This window comes from Pseudomonas sp. NIBRBAC000502773, from assembly GCF_006517195.1.
GTDB classification, from domain to species: Bacteria; Pseudomonadota; Gammaproteobacteria; order Pseudomonadales; family Pseudomonadaceae; genus Aquipseudomonas; species Aquipseudomonas marginalis.
This window is the reverse complement of record NZ_CP041189.1, coordinates 2,273,609-2,297,110: the sequence shown is the minus strand read 5'-3', so window position 1 is coordinate 2,297,110 and position 23,502 is coordinate 2,273,609. Positions and strand designations below refer to the sequence as shown.

Here is a 23,502-nt window from a genome sequence, read left to right as displayed (position 1 = left end):
AGAATCGCTGCATGAACCTGGCCGTCTCGCCCACAGAGCGTAGTTTGAGCTGGAGACGCCTGCTGCTGGTGGCGGTTCTATGCCTGCTGGCACCCCGGGTATTTGCCGAGGCCCCAGGCCCGGCTGACCAGCGCGCCCAGGCGGTCACCCAGGTAGTACTCGGTATCCTCAGCTATGCCCGCTGGCCAGTAGAGCCTGCGCAACTGCGCCTGTGCATCGTCGGCCCGACCCAATACACCGACGACCTGATCAAAGGCACCACCCAGGCTACCGGCCGTCCGGTTGTGGTGCGGCGCCTGCTGGCCGACCATCCCGATATCGTCAATGCCTGCGATGCCGTGTACATCGGCAAACTCAGCAATGACGAACGCAGCCGCTTGTTTGCCTCGTTGATCGGCCACCCGGTGCTCAGCATCAGTGAAGGCGGCGACCAATGCACCGTGGGCAGCCTGTTCTGCCTGCGAGTGGGCGATGAGCAAGTCTCGTTTGAGGTCAACCTCGACTCGGTGGCGCGCAGTGGCGTGCGCATTCATCCCAGCGTGTTGCAACTGTCCCGGCGCCGGGCGCCCGCCACATGAAAGCGGCGAACGTACGACCTACCCTGCGTTCCGTCATCGGCCGAGGGCACATGATCCTGGCGCTGGTGGCGGTGACGCTGGCCAGTGTTTCCCTGACCCTGCTCGGCGTGTTGGCGCTGCGGGTCTACGCCGAACACAACCTGCACCTGATCGCCCGGTCCATCAACTACACCGTGGAAGCGGCCGTGGTGTTCAACGACCGCGGCGCGGCCACCGAAGCCCTCAGCCTGATTGCCTCCACCGAAGAAGTCGCCCAGGCTGACGTGTTCGATAGCAGTGGCCGGCTGTTGGCGCACTGGGAACGCCCGGAAACCGGCATGCTCTCCCGGGTTGAACTGGCGCTGGCGCATACGCTGCTCGAACAACCCATCAGCCAACCGATCCTCCACCAGGGGCGCACCATCGGCAGCATTCACCTGACCGGCCACGGCGGTAGCCTGCTGCGCTTCCTGCTCAGCGGCCTGGCGGGGATCCTGATCTGCACCGTCCTCAGTGCCTGGGTCGCGCTGCACCTGGCCCGTCGCTTGTTGACCGGCATCACCGGGCCGCTGCAAAGCCTCGCCGCCGTGGCCCACGCCGCCCGCAGCGAGCGGGACTTCGACCGCCGCGTGCCGCCGGCCCGCATCGCCGAACTCGACAGCCTGGGCAGCGACTTCAATGCCTTGCTTGGCGAGATGGAAGCCTGGCAAAACCATCTGCAAAGCGAAAACGAAACCCTCGCCCACAAGGCCAACCACGACAGCCTTACCGGTCTGCCCAACCGCGCGTACTTCGAAGGCCGCCTGATTCGCGCGCTGCGCAGCGCCGCCAAAGCCAAGGAGCAGGTGGCCGTGCTGTACCTCGACAGCGACCGGTTCAAAGAGATCAATGACAGCTTCGGCCATGCCGCCGGTGATGCCGTGCTGGTGGCCGTCGCCGAGCGGGTGCGTGCGCAATTGCGTGAAGATGACCTGGTAGCGCGCCTGGGCGGTGACGAGTTCGCCATCCTGCTGGCGCCGCTGCACAAAGTCGAAGACGCCCAGCGCATCGCCGAAAAAATCATCGCCAGCATGGACATGCCGATTGCCGTGCCCGGCAGCACCCAGGTATTGACCTCCCTCAGTATCGGGATCGCCATCTACCCCGAACATGGCGTCACACCCGGCACCTTGCTCAATGCCGCCGATGCCGCGATGTACCAGGCCAAGCGTTTGTCCTCGGGCGGCCAGCAAACGGCGGAGCCGGAGAGCCCCGTCGTCAACGTTCAACACAGGAGTTGATCCCTTGTTCTCGACCGCGCGTTTTATGTTTATCACCCTGCTGGTGGCTTTGCTCGCCCTGGGCGGCTGCCAGACGGCGCCTCCCAAAGGCCTGACCCCGGCGCAAGTCGCCGTCCTCAAGCAACAGGGCTTCGAGCTTACCGATGACGGCTGGGCGTTCGGCCTGTCCGGCAAAGTGCTGTTTGGCAGTGACGTCGAAACCCTTAACCCACCCAGCACCGACATCGTCCAGCGCATCGGCAAGGCCCTGCTGGGTGTAGGCATCGAGCGCGTACGCGTCGATGGCCACACCGACGGCTCGGGCAAGGAAACCTACAACCAGCAACTGTCCCTGCGCCGCGCGAAAAGCGTGGCCACGGTGCTGCAAGGCGTGGGCATGAAAGAAGAAAACATCCAGCTGCGTGGGCTGGGCAGCAGTAAACCGGTGGCCGCCAACGACACAGCGGCAGGGCGTACCGAGAATCGGCGGGTGTCGATTGTGGTGATCGCGGACTGAGCCGGCAGCCCGATTTCAATCTGAAATCCAATCAAAATGTGGGAGGGGGCTTGCCCCCGATAGCAGTGTGTCAGCCAGTCCATCTGGTTCTGTCACTCCGCTATCGGGGGCAAGCCCCCTCCCACATTTGAATGATGTTCGCTTAACTGCCCGGCGTCATCGCCTGCGTCAAGTCACCCACCACGGCCTTGCCCATCTATCAGAGACACCGCGCAGCCCAGCCCTTTAATCCGCAAACCGCATCTCCCGCGTCTCCCCCATCAACAACCCTTGGTTCTGCTCCGTCACTTCCCGGATGTAATCCCACAACAACGTAATCCGCTTCAACTTCCTCAGGTCCTCACGGCAATACATCCAGAACTGCCGGGTAATCGCAATCTGCTCCCCCAGCACCGGCAGCAACCGTGGATCCTGCGCCGCCAGAAAGCACGGCAAGATCGCCATCGACCGCCCTTGCTGCGCCGCCACGTACTGCGCAATCACGCTGGTACTGCGCAGGCTGGCGCTGGCGCCGGGCACGACGTTGGCCAGGTACAGCAGCTCCGAGCTGAAGGCCAGATCATCCACATAGCTGATAAACGGATGCTCGGCTAAATCGGCCGGGCGCTGGATGGGCGGGTGTTGGTCGAGGTATTCCTGGGTCGCGTACAGCTGCAGTTTGTAGTCACACAGTTTGCAGCATACGTAGGGCCCGTGTTCCGGGCGTTCCAGGGCGATGACGATGTCGGCTTCGCGCTTGGACAGGCTGATGAAGTGGGGCAGGGGCAGGATATCGACCGAGATGGCGGGGTAGGTGTCGACGAAGTGGCTCAACTGCGGGGTGACGAAGAAGCTGCCGAAGCCTTCGGTGCAACCCATGCGCACATGGCCGGACAGCGCCACGCCGGAGCCGGACACCTGTTCGCAGGCCATGTGCAGGGTGCTTTCGATGGACTCGGCATACCCAAGCAAACGCTGGCCTTCGGGGGTGAGGACGAAGCCGTTGGTCCGGGATTTTTCGAACAGCAGCGTGCCGAGGGACACTTCCAATGAGCTGATGCGCCGCGACACGGTGGTGTAGTCCACCGCCAGGCGCTTGGCAGCGACGCTGGCCTTGCGGGTGCGGGCCACTTCGAGGAAAAACTTCAGGTCATCCCAATTCAGGGAGCCCAGTGATGTGATGTTTTTTTGCATATTGGACCGGCTTTTATGTGCGTTCTTATTAGAGATTTGCACATCTATACTCCAAAAACAGTCCGAACGCCTCATTCTTCAAGGCGATTCAAGCGCCTTGTCTCTGTATAAATATAAGAGTTGGAGACCACATGAACGCATCTGCCGATATTTCCGTGCAACAGGTCAAGTTGCTCATCAACGGTGAGTGGGTCGAGTCCAGGACCACCCATTGGCAAGACATCGTCAACCCGGCCACCCAGCAAGTGCTGGCCAAAGTCCCGTTCGCCACGGCTGATGAAGTCAATGCCGCCATCGACGCCGCCCATCAAGCCTTCCAGACCTGGAAGCTGACGCCGATCGGCGCGCGCATGCGCATCATGCTCAAGCTGCAAGCCTTGATCCGCGAACACTCCAAGCGCATCGCGGTGGTCCTGAGCGCCGAGCAGGGCAAGACCATTGCCGATGCCGAGGGCGATATTTTCCGTGGCCTGGAAGTGGTGGAGCACGCCTGCTCCATCGGCACCCTGCAAATGGGTGAGTTCGCCGAGAACGTCGCCGGCGGCGTCGATACCTACACCCTGCGCCAACCCATCGGCGTGTGTGCCGGCATTACCCCGTTCAACTTCCCGGCGATGATTCCGCTGTGGATGTTCCCGATGGCCATCGCCTGCGGTAACACCTTCGTTCTCAAGCCGTCCGAACAGGACCCGCTGTCGACCCTGCTGCTGGTGGAGCTGGCGCTGGAAGCCGGCGTACCGGCGGGTGTGCTCAACGTGGTGCACGGCGGCAAGGACGTGGTGGATGCGCTGTGCACCCATAAAGACATCAAGGCCGTGTCCTTCGTTGGCTCGACTGCCGTCGGCACTCACGTCTATGACCTGGCCGGCAAGCACGGCAAGCGCGTGCAGTCGATGATGGGCGCCAAGAACCACGCCGTGGTGCTGCCGGATGCCAACCGTGAACATACCCTCAATGCCCTCGTCGGTGCCGGTTTCGGCGCGGCGGGCCAACGTTGCATGGCCACCTCGGTGGTGGTGCTGGTGGGGGCGGCCAAGCAATGGCTGCCGGATCTGAAAGCGCTGGCGCAAAAGCTCAAGGTCAACGCCGGCAGCGAAGCGGGCACGGATGTCGGCCCGGTGATCTCCAAGCGCGCCAAGGCCCGTATCCTGGAGCTGATTGAAAGCGGCGTGAAAGAAGGCGCCAAGCTCGAGCTGGACGGCCGCGACATCAAGGTACCGGGCTTCGAGCACGGCAACTTCGTCGGCCCGACCCTGTTCTCGGGCGTGACCACCGATATGCAGATCTACACCCAGGAAATCTTCGGCCCGGTGCTGGTGGTGCTGGAAGTCGACACCCTCGATCAGGCGATTGCGCTGGTCAACGCCAACCCGTTCGGCAACGGCACCGGCCTGTTCACCCAGAGCGGGGCGGCGGCGCGTAAATTCCAGAGCGAAATCGATGTGGGCCAGGTCGGTATCAACATCCCGATCCCGGTGCCGGTGCCGTTCTTCAGCTTCACCGGTTCCCGTGGCTCCAAGCTCGGTGACCTCGGCCCGTACGGCAAGCAAGTGGTGCAGTTCTACACCCAGACCAAGACCGTCACCAGCCGCTGGTTTGACGACGACACGGTCAACGATGGCGTCAACACCACCATCAACCTGCGCTGATTCGGGAGACGACCATGAAGATTGCATTTATCGGCTTGGGCAACATGGGCGCACCGATGGCCCGCAACCTGATCAAGGCCGGCCATGGGCTGAACCTGTTCGACCTGAACCAGACGGTGCTCAAGGAACTCGCCGAATTGGGCGGCAACATCAGCGACTCGCCGCGTGACGCTGCCCAAGGCGCCGAGCTGGTGATCACCATGCTGCCCGCCGCCGCCCATGTGCGCAGTGTCTGGCTGAATGAAGACGGTGTACTGGCGGGGATCGGCAACGGCGTGCCCGCGGTGGATTGCAGCACCATCGACCCACAGACTGCGCGCGACGTCGCCGCTGCTGCCGCCAAGCAAGGCGTGGTGATGGCCGACGCACCGGTCTCCGGCGGCACCGGCGGGGCGCAGGCCGGGACCCTGACCTTCATGGTCGGCGCCACCCCGGAACTGTTCGCCACCCTGCAACCGGTGCTGGCACAGATGGGCCGCAACATCGTGCACTGCGGCGATGTGGGCACCGGGCAAATCGCCAAGATCTGCAACAACCTGCTGCTCGGCATCAGCATGGTCGGTGTCAGCGAAGCCATGGCCTTGGGCGACGCGCTGGGCATCGATACCCAGGTGCTGGCCGGGATCATCAACAGCTCCACCGGGCGCTGCTGGAGTTCCGACACCTACAACCCATGGCCGGGCGTGATCGAAACCGCGCCGTCGTCCCGTGGCTATACCGGCGGGTTCGGCGCCGATTTGATGCTCAAGGACCTGGGGCTGGCCACCGAAGCGGCGCGCCAGGCCAAGCAACCGGTGATTCTGGGCGCCGTGGCCCAGCAGTTATATCAATCGATGAGTCAGCGCGGCGAAGGGGGCAAGGACTTTTCGGCGATCATCAACAGCTATCGCAAACCCGAATAAACTGACGGTGGCGAGCGGGCTTGTCCCGCTCACCACAAAAAATCAGTTCACTGGAAGAGGCGGCTTAAGCAAACACAAAATACTTACGTACCGTCTCGACCACTTCCCACGTCCCCTTCATCCCTGGCTCCACCACAAAGATATCCCCTGCCCGCAAGTGAATCGGCTCCATCCCCTCAGGCGTGATCACGCAGTAGCCTTCCTGGAAATGGCAGTATTCCCATTTCACGTATTCGACATACCACTTGCCCGGCGTGCAGATCCAGGTGCCCATGATCTTGCTGCCGTCTTCGCTGGTGTAGGCGTTGAGGTTGACGGTGTGCGGGTCGCCTTCGAGCTTTTCCCATTTGCAGGCATCCAGGACCGGCAGGGGATGGGTGTCGCGCAGTACGGTGATGGGCTTGGACATGATGACTCCGAGGCAGGGAATGGAAAGATGCACCCTAAGGCCTGGGGCGTTGCGCCAGTGGTCTGAACTCGACATCGGGATGCCCAGAAGCGCAGGTGAACACGATTGTCGGGGCATCGCGAATCAGTGTGGGAGGGGGCTTGCCCCCGATAGCGGTGGGTCAGCTGGCACCTGTGTAAACGGACCCACTGCCCTCGGGGGCAAGCCCCCTCCCACATTAATCCTCTCTAGCCGACACTTTTGAGCGTGAATCAGTCGTTTCCTCGCAGTAAGTGCGAAAGAAGTCACTCTCGGCGCACGAATTCGCAAGAAAATTCACGTCTGGCCCTCGTATCATTCACCCCAGTAACCGCCGAGAGCCTTCAAATGACCTCAATAAAAACGTGGTGGGACATCAGCCCGCCCTTGAGCACGGCAACCCCGACCTGGCCGGGCGATACGCCGTTCCAGGAAGAGCGTGTGTGGCAGTTCGGCCCGGAGTGCCCGGTGAATGTCGGACGCATCACCCTGTCGCCGCACACCGGCGCCCATGTGGATGCGCCGCTGCATTACAGCGCCGACGGAGCGCCGATTGGCGAGGTGTCGCTGGAGGTGTACATGGGCCCGTGCCGGGTGCTGCATTGCCTGGACAGCGGCGCGCTGGTCCAGCCCCATCAGTTGGACGGGCGTGTGGATAACCTGCCGGAGCGCGTGCTGCTGCGGACTTATCCACAGGCGCCGCTGACCGAATGGGATGCGAACTTCACCGCCATCGCCCCGCAGACCATTGAACTGCTGGCCAGCCTGGGTGTGCGCCTGATCGGTATCGACACGCCCTCCCTGGACCCGCAACAGTCCAAGACCATGGATGCCCACAACGCCGTGGCGCGGCATGGCATGGCGATCCTCGAAGGCATCGTGCTCGACGACGTACCGGAGGGTGACTACGAACTGATCGCCCTGCCGCTGCGTTTCGCCAACCTGGACGCCAGCCCGGTCCGTGCCATTCTCCGCCCGCTCAAGGAGCCCACGCGATGAGCCAATGTCCTTTCTCTGCCGACTACCAGCCACCGGAAGAATGGCATAACGCCGAACTGAATTTTTCCGAGTCCATGAGCTATGGCGACTACCTGGACCTGGGCAAAGTGCTCAGTGCCCAGCACCCGCTGTCGCCGGACCATAACGAAATGCTCTTCATCATCCAGCACCAGACCTCCGAGCTGTGGATGAAGCTGATGCTCCATGAACTCAAGGCCGCCCGCGAACACGTGCGCCTGGGCGAGTTGCCGCCGGCGTTCAAGATGCTGGCGCGGGTGTCGCGGATCTTCGATCAACTGGTGCACGCCTGGGCCGTGCTGGCGACCATGACGCCGTCGGAATACAAGGCGATTCGCCCGTTCCTGGGGCAGTCCTCCGGGTTCCAGTCGTTCCAGTACCGCGAGATCGAATTTATCCTCGGCAACAAGAGCCCGGCGCTGTTGCGCCCCCATGCACATCGCCCGGAATTGCTACAGCAATTGCAGGTGGCGATCGCCACGCCCTCGCTGTATGACGAGGCGATCAACCTGATGGTCAAGGCGGGCCTGGCGATTGACCCCAAGCGTGCCGAGCGCGACCCGACGGCGGCGACCGTGCACGATGAGTCGGTGGAGGCAGCGTGGCGCGAGGTGTATCGCGATCCGAGCCGGTATTGGGACTTGTACCAGTTGGCCGAGAAGTTTATCGACCTGGAGGATTCGTTCCGCCAATGGCGCTTCCGGCATGTGACCACGGTGGAGCGGATTATCGGCTTCCAGCCCGGCACCGGCGGCACCGAGGGCGTGGGTTACCTGCGCAAGATGCTCGATACGGTGCTGTTCCCCGAGCTGTGGCGAGTGCGCTCCACGCTGTAAACGCAATCAAATGTGGGAGGGGGCAAGCCCCCTCCCACATGGATATTACTGCGCAGCGGCAACCGCTTTCGTCTTGCTCATTCGCAACCGGTAGGCCACATAGATAACCCCCACCCAAACCGGCATCGCATACACCGACTCGCGAATCCCCGGGATCGCCAGCATCACGCTGATGATCATCAGCATGAACGCCAGGCACAGGTAGTTGCTGAACGGGAACCAGAAGGTCTTGAACGACGGCGTCACGCCTTGCTCGCCCATGGCTTTGCGGAACTTGATGTGGGTGATGCTGATCAGCGCCCAGTTGATCATCAGCGAGGCAACCACCAGCGCGAACAGCAGCTCCAGGGCACTTTGCGGTGCCACGTAGTTGACCACCACGCACAGCATCGTCACCAGCGCCGAGATCGCCAGGGCCCGCAGCGGTACGCCTTGCTTGTTGAGCTTCATCAGCGCTTTCGGCGCATCACCTTGCTCGGCCAGGCCGAACAGCATGCGGCTGTTGCAGTACACGCCGCTGTTGTACACCGACAGCGCCGCGGTCAGCACCACGAAGTTGAGGATGTGGGCGGCGGTGTCGTTGCCGATCAGCGAGAAGATCTGCACAAACGGGCTGCCGCTGTAGGCATCGCCTGACGCGCCGAGGGTTTGCAGCAGTTGATCCCATGGGTACAGCGACAGCAGTACGGTCAATGCGCCGACGTAGAAAATCAGGATCCGGTACACCACCTGGTTGATCGCCTTGGGGATCACCTTGCGGGGCTCACTGGCCTCGGCCGCGGTGATACCCACCAGCTCCAGGCCGCCGAACGAGAACATGATGAAGGCCATGGACATCAACAGCCCCATGCCGCCATTCGGGAAGAACCCGCCGTGGCTCCACAGGTTGCTGACCGACGCTTGCGGGCCGCCGGTGCCGCTGAACAGCAGGTAGCAGCCGAGCACGATCATGCCGACAATCGCCACCACCTTGATGATCGCAAACCAGAACTCCGCTTCACCGAAGAACTTCACGTTCAGGGTGTTGATCAGGTTCACCGCGACAAAGAACACCAGGGCGCTGACCCAGGTCGGGATCTGCGGCCACCAGAACTGGATGTACTTGCCCACCGCAGTCAGCTCGGCCATGCCCACCAGCACGTAGAGCACCCAGTAGTTCCAGCCGGCCAGGAAGCCCGCGTAACCGCCCCAGTATTTGTGCGCGAAGTGGCTGAACGAGCCGGCCACCGGTTCTTCGACGATCATCTCGCCGAGCTGGCGCATGATCAGGAACGCGATGAAACCGGCGATCGCGTAGCCCAGGATCATCGACGGCCCTGCCGACTTGAGTACCCCGGCCGAACCGAGGAACAGCCCCGTGCCTATCGCCCCGCCCAAGGCGATCAACTGAATATGCCGGTTCTTCAGGCCACGCTTGAGGCCTACCGGGTTAACCATGTCATCCGCCATTAACATTCCCTTCTACTTGTTTTTCTCGGGGGTAGAACCCCTCAGAAGTGCTGAGGAGTCAGATATTACTCTGCGTAAACTTTTCGTAATACAGCTGAACGCCATCAAGTGCCTGATCCGCCAGCCATTGTTGGATGGATTCGACCATTGGCGGAGGGCCGCACACGTACATATCCGCCAATCCGTCGCGCAATTCGGCCAGGTCGAAATGCTCGGTGAGATAGCCGCGCTTGCCGGGCCATTCAGGCGCCGGTGCGCTCAGCACTTCGGTGTAGCGAAAACCGCGGATTGTCGAGGCGTATTGATGGATACGCTGCGCTTCACATAAGTCCTCGGCCCCGCGCACGCCGTAGTACAGGTGCACCGGCTGATCACAGCCCGTGGCGGCCAGTTCATCGAGCATGCCCAGTAACGCCGACAATCCGGTGCCGCCGGCCACCAGCACCAGCGGTTTGCTGACATGGCGCAGGTAGAACGCACCCAGCGGCGCCTCCATCAGCAACCCATCGCCGACGTGGCAACGTTCCCGCAGGTAATTGCTCATCACCCCATCCGGCAGCAGGCGGATCAGGAATTGCAGCCGGTTGCCCGGCAGGTTGGCGAACGAGTAGGAACGCCAACAGTCGGTGCCGGGCACCGAGATGCGCGCGTATTGGCCCGGCAGGAAATCCAGCTCCGTGTCCAACCGCACCGTCAAGATCGCCGTACTGGCCGACACCTGCTGCACCTCGCTTACCGTGCCACGCACCTGCACCGGCCCCGGCGCATTGCACAGGCTCGAATCGAAGTCGAAGTAGAACGCCGCGTCGGACTTCACCCGGGTCTGGCAACTGAGCATCTTGCGCTGTTGCAGGTCGAGGCTGGAGAGGGCTTCCTCGTCCACATAGTCCTGGGTGTAGTCACCTGACTCACACCGGCCCTGGCAGGTGCCGCATACGCCTTCGCGGCAGTCCAGGGGGATCTTGATGCCATTGCGCAGTGCCGCATCCAACAGGATTTCATTTGTGCCCACCGGGAAAAACAGGGTCTTGCCGTCGGCAAAACTGAAGGCCACTTTGTGATTCATTCACGGAAACTCCACGCGTGTAGGGCTGGCACATCACCTGTGGCGAGGGAGCTTGCTCCCGCTGGGCTGCGCAGCAGCCCCAAAAAGCCTGGGAGCGCTGCGCACTCCAGCGGGAGCAAGCTCCCTCGCCACAAGGTGTGATGTGCTTCAAAGGTGATAGAAATCCAGCACCGAATTGATGGTGTCGTTAAGCAGCAGCGCATGCTTGCGAGTGATCAGCCAACTGTCGCCATGGGGCTTGAGGCGATAGGTGGCATGCCCGTAGAACTGCTCCGATGTGGCCAGCCGATAGAACAGCGTGTGCCAGTTCAACCGGACCTCCAGCGTGCCGTCCGCCTGCTCGGCAATGCGTACGTTGTTGATCAGGTGCAAGGTGCGCGGCATCGGTGTAGCGGACGCTGCCTTGCCGGTGCGCAGGCGGAACACGCGGTCTTCCAGGCCCGAACGATTGGCGTAGTAGATCAGCGACATCTCGCGCTTGGGGTCGCGGGTGTAGACGTGCTCCGAGTCCCATTGCGGCAGGTGGAATTCGCTCTGCGGGTCAAACAACTGCACATAGGCGTCCCAGTCCTGGGCGTCGCACAGCTCGGACTTGCGGTAGAAAAACTGCTCGATCCGGTACTGCAATGGTGCATTCATCACTTCACCTCCCGCAGTGTCAGCGCGTGTTGGTCCAGGCCCTTGAGCAGGAACTGCTGCCAGTTGCGGTGCTGGTTGACGTACAGGCCTTCATGGGTGAACTCGGTGCCGGTCAGGGCCGGTTGAATGCCGATGGCCTCGCTGTTCGGCGTTGGCCCGGTCTCCCAGCGATGGCTGCCGCGTGAAATATCGCTCCAGCGTTCCAGGCGGCCCTGGAAACCACGCTGGGCTTCGCGGAACTCCACCAGGTCGTCCGGAGTGCCCATGCCCGAGACGTTGAAGAAGTCTTCGAACTGGCGAATACGGTTTTCGCGGTCGGCGTCGGATTCGCCTTTCACCCCCAGGCACTGGCTGATGATCTCGGTCTTGTTCCACGCCACCGGGCGGATGATGCGCAGCTGCGAGCTGATCTGGTCGAGGAAGAACAGGCTCGGGTAGATATTCAGGTTGCGCAGGCGGTGCATCATCCACTCGGCCTTCTGTTGGCCGTGCTCTTGCACCAGGCGCGGCATGATGGTGGCGTAGCCGGAGCGCACGCTGGGGTTGGGCATGTCGCTGAACAGCACGCTGTGGCCATTGTTGAAGGCGAACCAGCCGTCATCGGTGTTGGCGTCGCCGGCGCCGAGCTTGCTGTAGTCCAGGGTGCTGGCGGACCCGCTGCCGTTCTCGGTATTCACCTGCTGGCGATGCTGCACCGTGGCCACGTAGTTGTAGTGCACGGTGCTGACGTGATACCCGTCCAGGCCGTTTTCGTTTTGCAGTTTCCAGTTGCCGTCGTAGGTGTAGGCCGACTTGCCCGGCAGCACCTCCAACTCACCGGTGGCGGACTGCGCGACCATCATGTCGAAGAACACTTTGGCATCGCCGAGGAAGTCTTCCAGGCTGTCACGGCCATTCACGTCCAGGCTGATGAAGACAAAACCCTTGTAGCTCTCGATGCGGGCCTTTTTCAGGCCGCGTGTTGCCTTGTCGAAACTTTCCGGATATTCCCCCGGCGCCTTGACCTTCACCAGCCGGCCATCGCTCTTGTAGCACCAGGCGTGGAACGGACAGGTGAAGGTCGACTGGTTGCCTTTGCCGACCCGGGTGAGGGTGGTGCCGCGATGCTGGCAGGCGTTGACCAGCGCATTGAGCCGGCCCTCGCCATCACGAGTAATGATCATCGGCTGGCGCCCGGCGCGCATCGTCACGAAGTCGTGATGATTGGCCAGTTCGCTTTCATGGCAGGCGTAGATCCAGTTCTTCTCGAAGATCAGCTCCATCTCAAGATCGAACAGTTCCGGCTCGGTGAACATATCGCGGGCGATGCGGAACACGGCGTCTGCCGGGCGAAAATCCAGGCAGCTCTCGATAAAGCTTTTCCATTGCTCGACGCTTCTTGCACCACTCATGGGAGGCACCTTTTGATAATGGCTGAACAGGTGAGCCATTAAGAGGCTGCGACAAGGTGGCGGGCTATCCGCTTAATGGGGGAAGGTGGGCCGCAAAGTTGGGCAGCAAATACCCACGGCGGTGCGGGGCGGTGACGCAACGCGCCACTGTCCGGTGCGGCCAGGGGCGGCAAAACCTGTGGTTTATCCACATAGTCGGCCGTTGCTATCCACCCGGTTGCAATCGGGTCGGCGTGGCGTAGAACTTGCTGTGGAACCACAACGACGCGCCGCCAGAGCGCGCAACCGCCTGACCGCCGTGGGTGCACACTGATGAATAGTCCTACACGCGATATCCATGTCCAACGCTTCGACCTCGAAGGCGCCCGCAGCTGGATGTCCGGCATTTGCGGACCGCACCGCCTGGTGACGAGCACGCCCGAGCGCCTGCGCTTTCATCACAGTGCCAACGTGTTCAAGTCCCGGGCCACCACCCTGGGGGTGATCGAGTACGGCACCGACGTGACCATCGATATCGAAGACGCCGAGCACTTCAGCAGCTACAGCCTCACGCTGCCGTTGGTGGGGGAGCAGGAGCTGAGCAAGAACGGCCAACGCCTGAGTTCCAACCGCGACCAGGGCGTGATCATCGCGCCCAACGAGCACCAGGTGCTGGCGATTTCCGGCGATTGTCGCAAGTTGCAAGTGGTGATCACGCGGGCGGCGATGAGCGAGTCGCTGGAAGGCTTGCTGCAACGGCCGATCGAAGCGCCGCTGCAATTTGAACCGGTGATGGATGCGGTGGAGGGGGCGTCGGCGTCGTGGTGGCGCATGGCGCGCTACTTCATCGCGGAGCTGGAGTGCCGTAGCGAATTGTATGAACAGGCGGCGTTCACCCGTGACCTGGAAAGCTCATTGATCAAGGGCCTGATCCTCGCCCAGCCGAACAATTACTCGGAAGAACTGCGCGACGTATTGGGGGTGAAACTGCCCCATTACCTGATCCGTGCGCGCCAGTACATTCACGACAACGCCCGCGAGGCGCTGCACCTGGAAGACCTGGAAACCGCTGCCGGGGTGTCACGGTTCAAGCTGTTCGATGCGTTTCGCAAGTACTTTGCCCTGTCACCCATGGCCTACCTGAAGAAGCACCGGCTGAGTGCGGTGCGCCAGGAAATCCTCGAGCACGGATCGATCCGCACCATCTCCGAGATCGCCTTCGGCTGGGGCTTTACCCACCTGGGGCGGTTCTCGGCGGAGTATCGAAAACTGTTCGATGAATCCCCCAGCCAGACGCTGCAACGCATGCGTATGCGCAGTACTTGAAGCTGATGAAGATCAACCTGTGGGAGGGGCAGTGCCTGGGCGATTTCAGATCAGCTCTTCAACCAACTGCAGGCAATGACTGAGCCCCGGCGACTGATCATTCACCCGTCGGCTGAGAATGATCGGCGAGGTCGCCGTCGCTTCCACAACCGGCGTGTAGCCGATATCCGCGCGATGCAGCACCTGCACCGACGCCGGCACCAGTGTCACGCCCATGCCTGCACCGACCAGGCCGATGGCGGTCTGCAGTTCGTTGGTCCACTGCGCCACCTTGAGGCTCAGGCCGTGGGCGTCGAACAGTGCGATCACATGGTCGGCATAGCTGGGGCGCGGGTTGCCGGGGTAGAGCACAAACGGCTCGGCGGCCAGTTGGGCGAGGGTCGCGGGGGCGGCCAGCAAAGGGTGGCCGGCGGGCAGCACGGCGACCAACCGATCCTCCACCAGTACGCGCTGGACGATGGCCGGGTCGTCGATACGAATGCGCCCGAAGCCCACGTCGATACGCCCGGCCTTGAGCGCCTCTACCTGCTGCAAGGTGGTCATTTCCGACAACCCCAGTTCCAGCTCCAACGCCTCATGGGTGCGCAAGCGCCGGATCAATTCCGGCAGCACGCCATACAAGGTCGACGGCGCAAAGCCGATGCCCAGCCAGGTCTTCTCGCCCTGGCCGATGCGTCGCGTGTTGTCGCAGACCGTGGCCAATTGTTCGAGCAACACATTGGCGTGCTCATAGAAAAACCGCCCGGCCTCGGTCAGCCGCAGCGGTCGGCCACGCTCCAGCAGGACCACGCCCAATTCCTCTTCCAATTGCTGGATCTGCCGGCTCAACGGCGGCTGGGCGATGTGCAGGCGTTCGGCCGCACGGGTGAAGTTGAGGGTCTGCCCCAGCACCTGGAAGTAGCGCAGATGACGCAGTTCCATAACGGCTCCTTTCATACCTCAAGGGTATTGATCGAGACCAATTCTATATTGGAAGCCAGGAAAGATGCGGCACAGAATCGACGTAAATCTATAAAGAACCCAGCGGGTATTGCCATGCCGATTTGCGCCATCGAGTCGATCGAGACCATTATCGTCGACCTTCCCACCCTTCGCCCGCACAAGCTGGCGATGCACACCCTGCAAAACCAGACCCTGGTGATCATCCGCGTGCGCTGCGCCGACGGCATCGAAGGCATCGGTGAATCCACCACCATCGGCGGCCTGAGCTACGGCAACGAGAGCCCCGAGAGCATCAAGGTCAACATCGACCATCACTTCGCCCCACTGCTGATCGGCCAGGACGCCAGCAATATCAACGCAGCCATGTTGCGCCTGGAACGCCGCATTCGCGGCAACACCTTTGCCAAATCCGGTATCGAAAGCGCCTTGCTCGACGCCCTCGGCAAGCGCCTGAACCTGCCCGTCAGCGAACTGCTCGGTGGGCGTGTGCGCGATGCACTGCCGGTGGCCTGGACCCTCGCCAGCGGCAATACCGCCCAGGACATTGCCGAGGCCGAAAAGATGCTCGACCTGCGCCGCCACCGCATCTTCAAATTGAAGATCGGTGCCGGTGAAGTGGGCGAGGACCTGGCCCATGTCATCGCGATCAAACAGGCCCTGGGCGAACGTGCCAGCGTGCGCGTCGACGTCAACCAGGCCTGGGACGAAGCCGTGGCCCTGCGGGCGTGCAAGGTGCTCGGCGACCACGGCATCGACCTGATCGAACAGCCGATCTCGCGCAACAACCGTGGCGGCATGGCCCGGCTCAACCTGTCGAGCCCGGCGCCGATCATGGCCGACGAATCCATCGAGTGTGTCGAAGATGCCTTCAACCTGGCCCGTGAAGGCGCGGCCTCGGTGTTCGCCCTGAAGATCGCCAAGAACGGCGGCCCCCGTGCGGTATTGCGCACCGCCGCGATTGCCGAGGCCGCCGGTATCGGCCTGTACGGCGGCACCATGCTGGAAGGGGGGATCGGCACCCTGGCGTCGGCGCATGCCTTCCTCACGCTGAACAGGCTGGCGTGGGGTACCGAGTTGTTCGGCCCGCTGTTGCTGACCGAAGACATTCTTGCCGAGCCGCCGCTGTACCGCGATTTCCAGCTGCATGTCTCCCACATGCCGGGCCTGGGCCTGGCCATCGATGAGGAGCGCCTGGCGTTCTTCCGTCGTGACAAACACTAAGAGGCGCCGCCCATGTTGTTCCACGTAAAAATGACCGTGAACCTGCCCGTCGACATGCACCCCGAGCGCGCCGCCAGCCTCAAGGCCGACGAAAAGGCCTTTGCCCAGCGTCTGCAGCACCAGGGCAAATGGCGCCACTTATGGCGCATCGCCGGGCTCTACGCCAACTACAGCGTGTTCGACGTCGACAGCGTGCAAGAACTGCATGACCTGCTGATGCAACTGCCGCTTTACCCCTACATGGCCATCGAAGTGAATGCCTTGTGCCGGCACCCTTCGTCGATCCATGAAGACGACCGCTAGGCCGGTTTTCACCCTGATAACTACAAGATGAGGAACGCACCATGTCCATCCGACTGTCCCAGACTGCCCACGCCCAACGCTTTCTCGAAGAAGCCAGCGGCAACCTCACTGACGGCGGCAACCCGCGCGCCAAGGCGCTGATCTACCGCATCCTGCGCGATACGGTAAACATCATCGAAGACCTGGACGTGACCCCGGAAGAGTTCTGGAAGGCGGTCAACTACCTCAACGAACTGGGCAAGCACCAAGAGGCCGGACTGCTTGCCGCCGGGCTCGGCCTGGAGCATTACCTGGATATGCTGATGGACGCCGCCGACGAGGAAGCCGGCACGTCCGGTGGTACCCCGCGCACCATCGAAGGCCCGCTGTATGTGGCCGGCGCGCCGCTGTCGAAGTACGAGGCGCGGCTGGACGATGGCAAGGACGACGCGGTGCCGCTGTTTATGCGCGGGCAGGTGCGCGACACCGACGGCAAGCCGTTGGCCGGGGCGATTGTCGATGTGTGGCAGGCCAATACCGGCGGTACGTATTCGTGGTTCGACCCGACGCAATCCGAATTCAACCTGCGTCGGCGTATCGAGACCGACGCCCAGGGCAACTACCGCTTTCGCAGCATCGTGCCGTCGGGCTACGGCTGCCCGCCGACCGGGCCGACCCAGCAGTTGCTCGATCAACTGGGGCGCCACGGGCAGCGCCCGGCGCATATCCACTTCTTCATCTCGGCGCCGGGGTATCGGCACTTGACCACCCAGATCAACCTGTCGGATGACCCGTACCTGCACGATGATTTTGCCTACGCGACGCGGGATGAGTTGATTGCCGAGATTCGCTTCAGTGACGATCAGCAACTGGCGCGGGAGTTTGGCGTGGAGGGGCGGTTTGCGCAGATTGATTTTGACTTTGAGTTGCAAACCGCCGCAGCGCCGGTAGAGCAAAAACGTATGCAGCGGGTTCGCGCCCTCGAAGACTAAATGCGGTCAAAAGTGTGGGAGGGGGCTTACCCCCCACATTTTACCGATGGCGCTGCTCCTATTTGCGTACCACCAGATCAAGCACCTCATCCCGATCCTTGATCTTCTGCAGCACAATCTCCGAGCGGATATCCATCACCCCCGCCGTGCGGTTCAGGTGGTTCACGATAAAGTCCGAAAAGTGCTTGAGGTTGCGTGCCTGCACCCGCAGCACATAGTTGCTGGCGCCGGTGATCACGTAGGCGCTGGCCACTTCCGGCCAGCCTTGCACCTTCTTGATAAACGTCTCATGCCAATCCTCCACATCCTGGCGCAATGACAGGTGGACGATGGCCTCCAGTTCAATCCCCAACTGCTCGGCATTCAACACTGCACGGTAGCCGCTGATAATCCCTTCGCTCTCCAGCAGGCGTAGACGACGCAGGCAGGCAGAGGGCGACAACGCGACTTTTTCCGCCAGTTCCTGGTTGCTGATACGGCCATCTTGTTGCAGGAAATGCAGGAGGCGCAGGTCGGTGGCGTCAAGGATCATGGTTAGAATAAATCCGCGTATTTAGGGGTTAAATTCGAATTTCCTACAGCTTAATTAGCCTGTTACCCACCACTTTGCACGAAAATTCTCTAAATCTTCGTTCATTATTTGCTGCATCCTCACTGACAAAAACCAGGACAGCCCATGACCCCTCGCAGCCATTGCCAAGCCCTCGACACCCAGGACCCGCTGGCGCCGCTACGTCAGCAGTTCGCCTTGCCGCAGGACGTTATCTACCTGGACGGCAACTCCCTCGGTGCGCGTCCGGTGGCGGCGCTGGAGCGGGCGCAGGCGGTCATCGAGCAAGAGTGGGGCAATGGCTTGATCCGCAGTTGGAACAGCGCCGGCTGGGCCGACTTGTCCCAGCGCCTGGGCAACCGCCTGGCGCCGCTGATCGGGGCGCGGGACGCAGAGGTGGTGATCACCGACACTACCTCGATCAACCTGTTCAAGGTGCTCAGCGCCGCCTTGAGCGTGCAGCGCCAACGTGAGCCGGCGCGCAAGGTGATCGTCAGCGAAGCGAGCAACTTCCCCACCGATTTGTACATCGCCCAGGGCCTCGCCGAGTTGCTGCAACAGGGCTACTCCCTGCGCCTGGTCAACAGCCCGGATGAATTGCCCCGGGCCATCGACGGCGACGTGGCGGTGGTGATGCTCACCCACGTCAACTACAAGACCGGCTACATGTACGACATGCAGGCGCTCACGGCCTTGAGCCATGAATGCGGCGCGCTGAGCATCTGGGACCTGGCGCATTCGGCCGGCGCGGTGCCCATCGACCTGCACGGGGCCGGTGCTGACTATGCAATTGGCTGCACTTACAAATACCTCAACGGCGGCCCCGGTTCCCAGGCGTTCGTGTGGGTCAACCCGGCGTTGGTGGACCTGGTGCACCAGCCGCTGTCGGGCTGGTTCGGGCATACCCGGCAGTTCGCCATGGAATCCAGCTATGCGCCGAGCGCCGGCATCGCCCGCTATCTGTGCGGCACCCAGCCGATCACGTCGTTGGCGATGGTGGAATGCGGCCTGGAGATTTTCGAACAGACCGACATGGCCCGCCTGCGCAGCAAATCCCTGGCGCTGACCGACCTGTTTATCGAGTTGGTCGAAAGCCGCTGCGCCGCCCACAACCTTGTGCTGATCACGCCGCGTGAACACGCCCGGCGTGGCAGCCATGTGAGCTTCGAACACCCGGAGGGATATGCGGTGATCCAGGCCCTGATCGCACGTGGCGTGATCGGTGATTACCGCGAGCCGCGCATCATGCGTTTTGGGTTTACGCCGCTGTACACCAGCTTCGCCGAGGTGTGGGATGCGGTGGAAATCCTCGGTGAGATTCTCGACAACGGCACCTGGGACCAGCCGCAATTCAAAGTGCGCCACAGCGTCACCTGAAGATAATGCAGATCAAAATGTGGGAGGGGGCAAGCCCCCTCCCACAGGGGATTTGCGTCAATATCCAAATAGTGCAACCACAATAATAAAGGGGCACACCACGTGACCACGCCAGACAACGGCTTTGCCGAGATCACCCACCGCGAACTGGGCCTGAGGCGCCAGCTCACTTCCGGCCAGATGAGCATGATCGCCATCGGTGGCGCCATCGGCACCGGGCTGTTCATGGGCAGCGCCTATGCCATCGGCTACGCCGGGCCCAGCGTGCTGGTGAGCTACGCGATCGGCGCGTTGATCACCTTGCTGCTGATGGGCTGCCTGGCCGAGATGACGGTGGCCCATTCCACCTCGGGCTCTTTCGGCGCCTATGCCGAGTTCTACATCAGCCCGCTGGCCGGGTTCCTGGTGCGTTACGCCTACTGGGCGGCGATTGTGCTGGCGGTGGGGGCCGAGGTCACGGCGGTGGCGATGTACATGAAATACTGGTTCGCCCACGTGCCGGAATGGGTGTGGATCGTGTCGTTTTCCAGCGTGCTGATCCTGCTCAACGCCATCAGCGTCAAGACTTTCGGCAACTTCGAATACTGGTTTTCGACGATCAAGATCAGCGCCATCGTCGGCTTCATCATCCTCGCGGTGTACGTGGTATTCGGCTCCGGCAACCCGCAATACGGGGTGCAGAACTACACGGCCCATGACGGGTTTTTCCCCCATGGCGTGAGCGGCATGTGGATCGCCGTGATCGTGTCGATCTTCAGCTACCTGAGCGTCGAGATGATCGCCGTGGCCGCCGGTGAAGCGGCAGACCCGGAGCAGGCCGTGAAGAAAGCCTTTCGCGCGACCATCGTGCGGCTGGTGGTGTTTTACCTGCTGACCCTGGCGCTGATGCTCGCCATCGTGCCGTGGAACCAGGCCGGCCAGGCCCAGAGCCCGTTCGTCACGGTGATGCAGACCATCGGCATTCCCGGCGCTACCGGGGTGATGAATTTCGTGATCCTGATCGCGGCCTTGTCGGCGATGAACAGCCAGCTCTACATCACCACGCGCATGATGTTCAGCCTGTCCCGCGCCGGCTTTGCGCCCAGGTCCATGGGGGCCTTGAGCAAGAGCGGCATTCCGCTCAATGCCTTGCTGTTGTCCAGCTCGGGCATCGCCCTGGCGACGCTGTTGAACCTGGTCTACCCGGAAAGTTCGTTCACCCTGATGATGGCGATCTCGATGTTTGGCGCGATCTTCACCTGGTTCATGATCTTCCTTACGCACCTGTTCTTCCGGCGCTATCGCAAGCGTCATGGCGGCGCGAAGCTGTCGTTCCAGTTGCGCCTGTTTCCCTACAGCACGTTATTGGGCCTGGTGCTGATGGGCGCGGTGATGATCACCACGTACTTCACCGAAGCGTTCAAGATGACCCTGGTGTTTGGCGTGCCGTTCCTGCTGATCCTGTCGGCGGTGTATTACGGGGTTTTCCGCAAGGGCAGGGCCAAGGCATCGAACAAGGCCCTGGCGTAACCCGGCAATTGTTCGAACGAACGCGCGCATAACAGCAGCGTTCGGCAAGCCCACTCTTCCTGCAACGGTTGGGCGAGGAAGCGGCGCGGCGCTGGCCAGCGCGCCAGCGCCGCCTGGGGCACGATGCCCAGGCCGGCGCCGCGGGCCACCATGCGAATCAGCCCGTCAAAACCGTCGGCGCGGATGCGCGTCTGCACACGAAAGCCCGCGTGCAGCGCCTGTTCTTCCAGGTACACCGCGAGGGCGCTGGCGGCGGCCAGACCCACGTAGTCGTATTGCAGGCTGTCGACAAAGCTCACCGTGCCGCCCGCCAGGGGATGGTCGTGCGGCATGATCAGCGCCAGTGGGTCGTCGCGAAAGGGCAAGGTCTGCAAGCCGTGGGTGTCCACGGCGTCGGAGATGATCCCCAACTCCGCCGTGCCCTGGCGCAAGGCCTGGGTGATGCGCAGGCTAGGCAATTCCTGCAGGTCGATATCGAGGTTGGGGTGTTCGCGCAGAAAGTCCGCGAGCAGTTCCGGCAGGTATTCGCTGAGCGCAGTGGTGTTGCACAGCAGGCGCACCTGGCCTTTGACGCCGTTGGCGTATTCCGCCAGGTCCTGTTGCAGGTGCTCGGCCTGTTGCAACAACAGGCGGGCGTGACGGGCCAGGGCCTTGCCTGCCGGTGTGGGGGTGACGCCGCGACGTCCACGCTGGAGAAACTCGATGCCCAACGACGCCTCCATCGCCCGGATGCGGGCACTGGCGGCGGCCAGGGATAAATGGCTGCGGGCCGCGCCGGCGGTGATGTTGCCGGTGTCGAGGGTGTGCAGGTAGAGGCGCAGGTCGATCAGGTCAAAGTGCATGGCTGATGGCTCGGGTAACTGGATTGGCCTCAGGCTCACGCAAAACAAGAGGCTGCCTCAGTATATGGCGAATTTTAGAGCGCATCGAAAAGTCGCACACTCTGCCCATGAATACCTTCCTCGCGTTTTACCAGAACCTCGGTCCCGCCCTTACCTTGCTGGTGATCGGCACCTTCCTGCTGGCCGGTACGGTCAAGGGGGTTATCGGCCTGGGCCTGCCCACTGTCGCCATGGGCATGCTCGGCCTGGCTATGCTACCGCCGCAGGCAGCGGCATTACTGATCATCCCTTCGACCGTCACCAACCTGTGGCAATTGGCATTCGGCGGGCACCTGAGTGCGTTGCTCCGGCGGCTATGGCCGATGTTGCTGCTGATTTTCCTCGGCACCGGGCTGGGCACGGTGTGGCTGGGGATGGACGGCGGGCAATGGGTGGTGCGCGCACTGGGCGCGGCGTTGCTGGTGTATGCACTGAGCGGACTGTTCCTGCCCACGTTCAAGGTCAAGGCCCGGACCGAGCGTTGGCTGGGACCGGTGTGCGGGCTGATCACCGGCCTTATCACCTCGGCCACCGGTGTGTTTGTGATTCCTGCCGTGCCGTACCTGCAGGCGCTGGGATTGAACCGCGATCAACTGGTGCAGGCGTTGGGGTTGTCGTTCACGGTATCGACCCTGGCCCTGGCCGCCGGTCTAGCCTGGCGCGGCACGTTGGGCGCTGGCGCAATCAACGCCTCGTTGCTGGCCTTGGTGCCGGCGCTGCTGGGCATGTGGCTGGGCCAGGTGGTGCGCCAGCGCATCAGTGCGGTGCTGTTCAAGCGGGTATTTTTTATCGGCATGGCACTGCTGGGCGGGCATTTGCTGATCGGCGGTTAACAATTAGCGATCCATTCGTTCCTTGTGGTCAAAGGTATTTTGCCCGGTGGCGGCTTATTCCGAAGGGTCGAGGTGGATAGTCTGCGTCCAGACATTTTCAACCTTCTGGATGCCTCCCATGAAAAAAGTACTCCTGCTCAACGGCGGTAAAAAGTTCGCCCACTCCGACGGCCGCTATAACTCCACCCTGCATGACACCGCCTTGGCGGTGTTGGACCGAGGCGGTATCGACGTCAAGGTCACCCATATCGACGAAGGCTACGACGTGGCCGAAGAGGTCGCCAAATTCCTCTGGGCCAATGTGATCATCTACCAGATGCCCGGCTGGTGGATGGGCGCGCCCTGGATCGTCAAGAAGTACATCGACGAAGTCTTCACCGAAGGCCACGGCAGCCTGTATGCCAGCGATGGTCGCACCCGTTCCGACGCCTCGCAGAAATACGGCAGCGGCGGCCTGGTCCAGGGCAAGCACTACATGCTGTCACTGACCTGGAATGCACCGCAGCAAGCCTTCGACGACCCGACCGACTTCTTCGAAGCCAAGGGCGTGGATGCGGTGTACTTCCCGTTCCACAAAGCCAACGAGTTCCTCGGCATGACCGGCCTGCCGACCTTCCTGTGCGTGGACGTGATGAAACGCCCGGCTATCGAGGTGGATGTGGCGCGCTACGAACAGCATCTGGCGCGGGTGTTCAACCTCTCGGTGTAAGCTGCGGTACACCGATAAC

At 62.1% G+C, this 23,502-nt stretch carries 24 protein-coding genes; 15 read left to right on the top strand and 9 right to left on the bottom strand.

Annotation, left to right across the window (positions count from 1 at the left end):
• Window positions 1-11 precede the first annotated feature (11 nt).
• The 3 genes from NIBR502773_RS10605 to NIBR502773_RS10595 are packed head-to-tail and all read left to right on the top strand — an operon-like array spanning window position 12 to window position 2,333.
• Window positions 12-578: a YfiR family protein gene (locus tag NIBR502773_RS10605; protein ID WP_141156008.1), complete on the top strand. Its 567-nt coding sequence runs from the start codon at window positions 12-14 to the stop codon at window positions 576-578.
• Complete coding sequence (locus NIBR502773_RS10600; RefSeq protein ID WP_115488621.1) at window positions 575-1,837, top strand: diguanylate cyclase domain-containing protein; 1,263 nt, start codon at window positions 575-577, stop codon at window positions 1,835-1,837. The genes NIBR502773_RS10605 and NIBR502773_RS10600 overlap by 4 nt, the downstream gene beginning before the upstream one ends.
• 4 nt (window positions 1,838-1,841) lie before the next feature.
• Window positions 1,842-2,333 (top strand): OmpA family protein, encoded by a 492-nt coding sequence (locus tag NIBR502773_RS10595; RefSeq protein ID WP_141156007.1) that lies wholly within the window; start codon window positions 1,842-1,844, stop codon window positions 2,331-2,333.
• Window positions 2,334-2,558: 225 nt separating this feature from the next.
• Here the strand turns inward: NIBR502773_RS10595 and NIBR502773_RS10590 are convergent, their stop codons facing one another.
• Complete coding sequence (locus tag NIBR502773_RS10590) at window positions 2,559-3,506, bottom strand: LysR family transcriptional regulator (RefSeq protein ID WP_065938980.1); 948 nt, start codon at window positions 3,504-3,506, stop codon at window positions 2,559-2,561.
• A 131-nt stretch (window positions 3,507-3,637) separates the two neighbouring features.
• Here NIBR502773_RS10590 and NIBR502773_RS10585 point away from each other — a divergent pair, with 131 nt between their 5' ends.
• The gene (locus NIBR502773_RS10585) at window positions 3,638-5,155 is read left to right on the top strand and encodes a CoA-acylating methylmalonate-semialdehyde dehydrogenase (protein WP_027607679.1); all 1,518 of its coding nucleotides are present in this window, start codon (window positions 3,638-3,640) and stop codon (window positions 5,153-5,155) included.
• Between the two features lie 14 nt (window positions 5,156-5,169).
• The gene (gene mmsB, locus NIBR502773_RS10580; protein WP_027607678.1) at window positions 5,170-6,057 is read left to right on the top strand and encodes a 3-hydroxyisobutyrate dehydrogenase; all 888 of its coding nucleotides are present in this window, start codon (window positions 5,170-5,172) and stop codon (window positions 6,055-6,057) included.
• Window positions 6,058-6,121: 64 nt separating this feature from the next.
• Here mmsB and NIBR502773_RS10575 read toward each other — a convergent pair whose 3' ends face one another.
• Window positions 6,122-6,466: a cupin domain-containing protein gene (locus tag NIBR502773_RS10575; protein WP_003230905.1), complete on the bottom strand. Its 345-nt coding sequence runs from the start codon at window positions 6,464-6,466 to the stop codon at window positions 6,122-6,124.
• A 366-nt stretch (window positions 6,467-6,832) separates the two neighbouring features.
• On the opposite strand from NIBR502773_RS10575, the gene kynB reads away from it, so the two are divergent.
• Both kynB and kynA read left to right on the top strand, forming a co-directional pair.
• A complete protein-coding gene (kynB, locus tag NIBR502773_RS10570; RefSeq protein ID WP_141156006.1) occupies window positions 6,833-7,483 on the top strand; it encodes an arylformamidase in 651 nt (216 codons plus the stop codon).
• A complete protein-coding gene (kynA, locus tag NIBR502773_RS10565) occupies window positions 7,480-8,337 on the top strand; it encodes a tryptophan 2,3-dioxygenase (protein ID WP_141156005.1) in 858 nt (285 codons plus the stop codon). Before kynB ends, kynA begins: the two co-directional genes overlap by 4 nt.
• 45 nt (window positions 8,338-8,382) lie before the next feature.
• Here the strand turns inward: kynA and NIBR502773_RS10560 are convergent, their stop codons facing one another.
• From NIBR502773_RS10560 to antA, 4 genes are all read right to left on the bottom strand, one after another.
• Complete coding sequence (locus NIBR502773_RS10560; RefSeq protein ID WP_141156004.1) at window positions 8,383-9,786, bottom strand: amino acid permease; 1,404 nt, start codon at window positions 9,784-9,786, stop codon at window positions 8,383-8,385.
• Window positions 9,787-9,844: 58 nt separating this feature from the next.
• Window positions 9,845-10,852: an anthranilate 1,2-dioxygenase electron transfer component AntC gene (gene antC / locus NIBR502773_RS10555; RefSeq protein WP_141156003.1), complete on the bottom strand. Its 1,008-nt coding sequence runs from the start codon at window positions 10,850-10,852 to the stop codon at window positions 9,845-9,847.
• 147 nt (window positions 10,853-10,999) lie between these two features.
• Window positions 11,000-11,491 carry an anthranilate 1,2-dioxygenase small subunit gene (gene antB / locus NIBR502773_RS10550; protein WP_053131958.1) on the bottom strand — a complete coding sequence of 164 codons (492 nt, stop codon included), beginning with the start codon at window positions 11,489-11,491 and terminating at the stop codon, window positions 11,000-11,002.
• Window positions 11,491-12,882, bottom strand: coding sequence for an anthranilate 1,2-dioxygenase large subunit (gene antA / locus NIBR502773_RS10545; protein ID WP_141156002.1), 1,392 nt, complete (start codon window positions 12,880-12,882; stop codon window positions 11,491-11,493). Before antA ends, antB begins: the two co-directional genes overlap by 1 nt.
• 312 nt (window positions 12,883-13,194) lie before the next feature.
• Between antA and NIBR502773_RS10540 the strand changes: the two genes are divergently transcribed.
• Window positions 13,195-14,187: a helix-turn-helix domain-containing protein gene (locus NIBR502773_RS10540; protein WP_108574769.1), complete on the top strand. Its 993-nt coding sequence runs from the start codon at window positions 13,195-13,197 to the stop codon at window positions 14,185-14,187.
• A 45-nt stretch (window positions 14,188-14,232) separates the two neighbouring features.
• On the opposite strand, the gene NIBR502773_RS10535 is transcribed toward NIBR502773_RS10540, so the two are convergent.
• Entirely contained in the window at window positions 14,233-15,108 is an 876-nt protein-coding gene (locus tag NIBR502773_RS10535) for a LysR family transcriptional regulator (RefSeq protein WP_141156001.1), read from the bottom strand.
• Between the two features lie 114 nt (window positions 15,109-15,222).
• Here NIBR502773_RS10535 and NIBR502773_RS10530 point away from each other — a divergent pair, with 114 nt between their 5' ends.
• From NIBR502773_RS10530 to catA, 3 genes are read left to right on the top strand one after another with little or no spacing between them, the layout of a single operon-like run.
• Window positions 15,223-16,350, top strand: a complete 1,128-nt coding sequence (locus NIBR502773_RS10530) for a muconate cycloisomerase family protein (protein WP_141156000.1) — start codon at window positions 15,223-15,225, stop codon at window positions 16,348-16,350.
• 12 nt (window positions 16,351-16,362) lie between these two features.
• A complete protein-coding gene (gene catC, locus NIBR502773_RS10525) occupies window positions 16,363-16,653 on the top strand; it encodes a muconolactone Delta-isomerase (protein ID WP_027607668.1) in 291 nt (96 codons plus the stop codon).
• 41 nt (window positions 16,654-16,694) lie between these two features.
• Entirely contained in the window at window positions 16,695-17,624 is a 930-nt protein-coding gene (gene catA / locus NIBR502773_RS10520; protein ID WP_115488630.1) for a catechol 1,2-dioxygenase, read from the top strand.
• Window positions 17,625-17,682: 58 nt separating this feature from the next.
• Here catA and NIBR502773_RS10515 read toward each other — a convergent pair whose 3' ends face one another.
• Window positions 17,683-18,156 carry an Lrp/AsnC family transcriptional regulator gene (locus NIBR502773_RS10515; protein WP_003176072.1) on the bottom strand — a complete coding sequence of 158 codons (474 nt, stop codon included), beginning with the start codon at window positions 18,154-18,156 and terminating at the stop codon, window positions 17,683-17,685.
• A gap of 144 nt (window positions 18,157-18,300) precedes the next feature.
• On the opposite strand from NIBR502773_RS10515, the gene kynU reads away from it, so the two are divergent.
• Window positions 18,301-19,551, top strand: coding sequence for a kynureninase (kynU, locus tag NIBR502773_RS10510; protein ID WP_141155999.1), 1,251 nt, complete (start codon window positions 18,301-18,303; stop codon window positions 19,549-19,551).
• A gap of 102 nt (window positions 19,552-19,653) precedes the next feature.
• The gene (locus NIBR502773_RS10505) at window positions 19,654-21,060 is read left to right on the top strand and encodes an amino acid permease (RefSeq protein WP_141155998.1); all 1,407 of its coding nucleotides are present in this window, start codon (window positions 19,654-19,656) and stop codon (window positions 21,058-21,060) included.
• Here NIBR502773_RS10505 and NIBR502773_RS10500 read toward each other — a convergent pair.
• On the bottom strand, window positions 21,006-21,902 hold the full coding sequence (locus NIBR502773_RS10500) for a LysR substrate-binding domain-containing protein (RefSeq protein WP_141155997.1): 897 nt from the start codon (window positions 21,900-21,902) through the stop codon (window positions 21,006-21,008). The genes NIBR502773_RS10505 and NIBR502773_RS10500 overlap by 55 nt on opposite strands.
• A 107-nt stretch (window positions 21,903-22,009) precedes the next feature.
• Between NIBR502773_RS10500 and NIBR502773_RS10495 the strand changes: the two genes are divergently transcribed.
• Together NIBR502773_RS10495 and NIBR502773_RS10490 are read left to right on the top strand one after the other, a co-directional pair.
• Window positions 22,010-22,774: a sulfite exporter TauE/SafE family protein gene (locus NIBR502773_RS10495; protein ID WP_141155996.1), complete on the top strand. Its 765-nt coding sequence runs from the start codon at window positions 22,010-22,012 to the stop codon at window positions 22,772-22,774.
• A gap of 118 nt (window positions 22,775-22,892) precedes the next feature.
• On the top strand, window positions 22,893-23,483 hold the full coding sequence (locus tag NIBR502773_RS10490) for an NAD(P)H-dependent oxidoreductase (protein WP_141155995.1): 591 nt from the start codon (window positions 22,893-22,895) through the stop codon (window positions 23,481-23,483).
• The last annotated feature ends 19 nt before the right edge of the window (window positions 23,484-23,502 follow it).

Excerpts from the sequence above, each read along its gene's own strand:
- NIBR502773_RS10605 (WP_141156008.1), top strand. The coding sequence starts at position 12 with ATGAACCTGGCCGTCTCGCCCACAGAGCGTAGTTTGAGCTGGAGACGC.
- NIBR502773_RS10600 (WP_115488621.1), top strand. The coding sequence starts at position 575 with ATGAAAGCGGCGAACGTACGACCTACCCTGCGTTCCGTCATCGGCCGA.
- NIBR502773_RS10590 (WP_065938980.1), bottom strand. The coding sequence starts at position 3,506 with ATGCAAAAAAACATCACATCACTGGGCTCCCTGAATTGGGATGACCTG.
- NIBR502773_RS10585 (WP_027607679.1), top strand. The coding sequence starts at position 3,638 with ATGAACGCATCTGCCGATATTTCCGTGCAACAGGTCAAGTTGCTCATC.
- mmsB (WP_027607678.1), top strand. The coding sequence starts at position 5,170 with ATGAAGATTGCATTTATCGGCTTGGGCAACATGGGCGCACCGATGGCC.
- NIBR502773_RS10575 (WP_003230905.1), bottom strand. The coding sequence starts at position 6,466 with ATGTCCAAGCCCATCACCGTACTGCGCGACACCCATCCCCTGCCGGTC.
- kynB (WP_141156006.1), top strand. The coding sequence starts at position 6,833 with ATGACCTCAATAAAAACGTGGTGGGACATCAGCCCGCCCTTGAGCACG.
- kynA (WP_141156005.1), top strand. The coding sequence starts at position 7,480 with ATGAGCCAATGTCCTTTCTCTGCCGACTACCAGCCACCGGAAGAATGG.
- NIBR502773_RS10560 (WP_141156004.1), bottom strand. The coding sequence starts at position 9,786 with ATGGCGGATGACATGGTTAACCCGGTAGGCCTCAAGCGTGGCCTGAAG.
- antC (WP_141156003.1), bottom strand. The coding sequence starts at position 10,852 with ATGAATCACAAAGTGGCCTTCAGTTTTGCCGACGGCAAGACCCTGTTT.
- antB (WP_053131958.1), bottom strand. The coding sequence starts at position 11,491 with ATGAATGCACCATTGCAGTACCGGATCGAGCAGTTTTTCTACCGCAAG.
- antA (WP_141156002.1), bottom strand. The coding sequence starts at position 12,882 with ATGAGTGGTGCAAGAAGCGTCGAGCAATGGAAAAGCTTTATCGAGAGC.
- NIBR502773_RS10540 (WP_108574769.1), top strand. The coding sequence starts at position 13,195 with ATGAATAGTCCTACACGCGATATCCATGTCCAACGCTTCGACCTCGAA.
- NIBR502773_RS10535 (WP_141156001.1), bottom strand. The coding sequence starts at position 15,108 with ATGGAACTGCGTCATCTGCGCTACTTCCAGGTGCTGGGGCAGACCCTC.
- NIBR502773_RS10530 (WP_141156000.1), top strand. The coding sequence starts at position 15,223 with ATGCCGATTTGCGCCATCGAGTCGATCGAGACCATTATCGTCGACCTT.
- catC (WP_027607668.1), top strand. The coding sequence starts at position 16,363 with ATGTTGTTCCACGTAAAAATGACCGTGAACCTGCCCGTCGACATGCAC.
- catA (WP_115488630.1), top strand. The coding sequence starts at position 16,695 with ATGTCCATCCGACTGTCCCAGACTGCCCACGCCCAACGCTTTCTCGAA.
- NIBR502773_RS10515 (WP_003176072.1), bottom strand. The coding sequence starts at position 18,156 with ATGATCCTTGACGCCACCGACCTGCGCCTCCTGCATTTCCTGCAACAA.
- kynU (WP_141155999.1), top strand. The coding sequence starts at position 18,301 with ATGACCCCTCGCAGCCATTGCCAAGCCCTCGACACCCAGGACCCGCTG.
- NIBR502773_RS10500 (WP_141155997.1), bottom strand. The coding sequence starts at position 21,902 with ATGCACTTTGACCTGATCGACCTGCGCCTCTACCTGCACACCCTCGAC.
- NIBR502773_RS10495 (WP_141155996.1), top strand. The coding sequence starts at position 22,010 with ATGAATACCTTCCTCGCGTTTTACCAGAACCTCGGTCCCGCCCTTACC.
- NIBR502773_RS10490 (WP_141155995.1), top strand. The coding sequence starts at position 22,893 with ATGAAAAAAGTACTCCTGCTCAACGGCGGTAAAAAGTTCGCCCACTCC.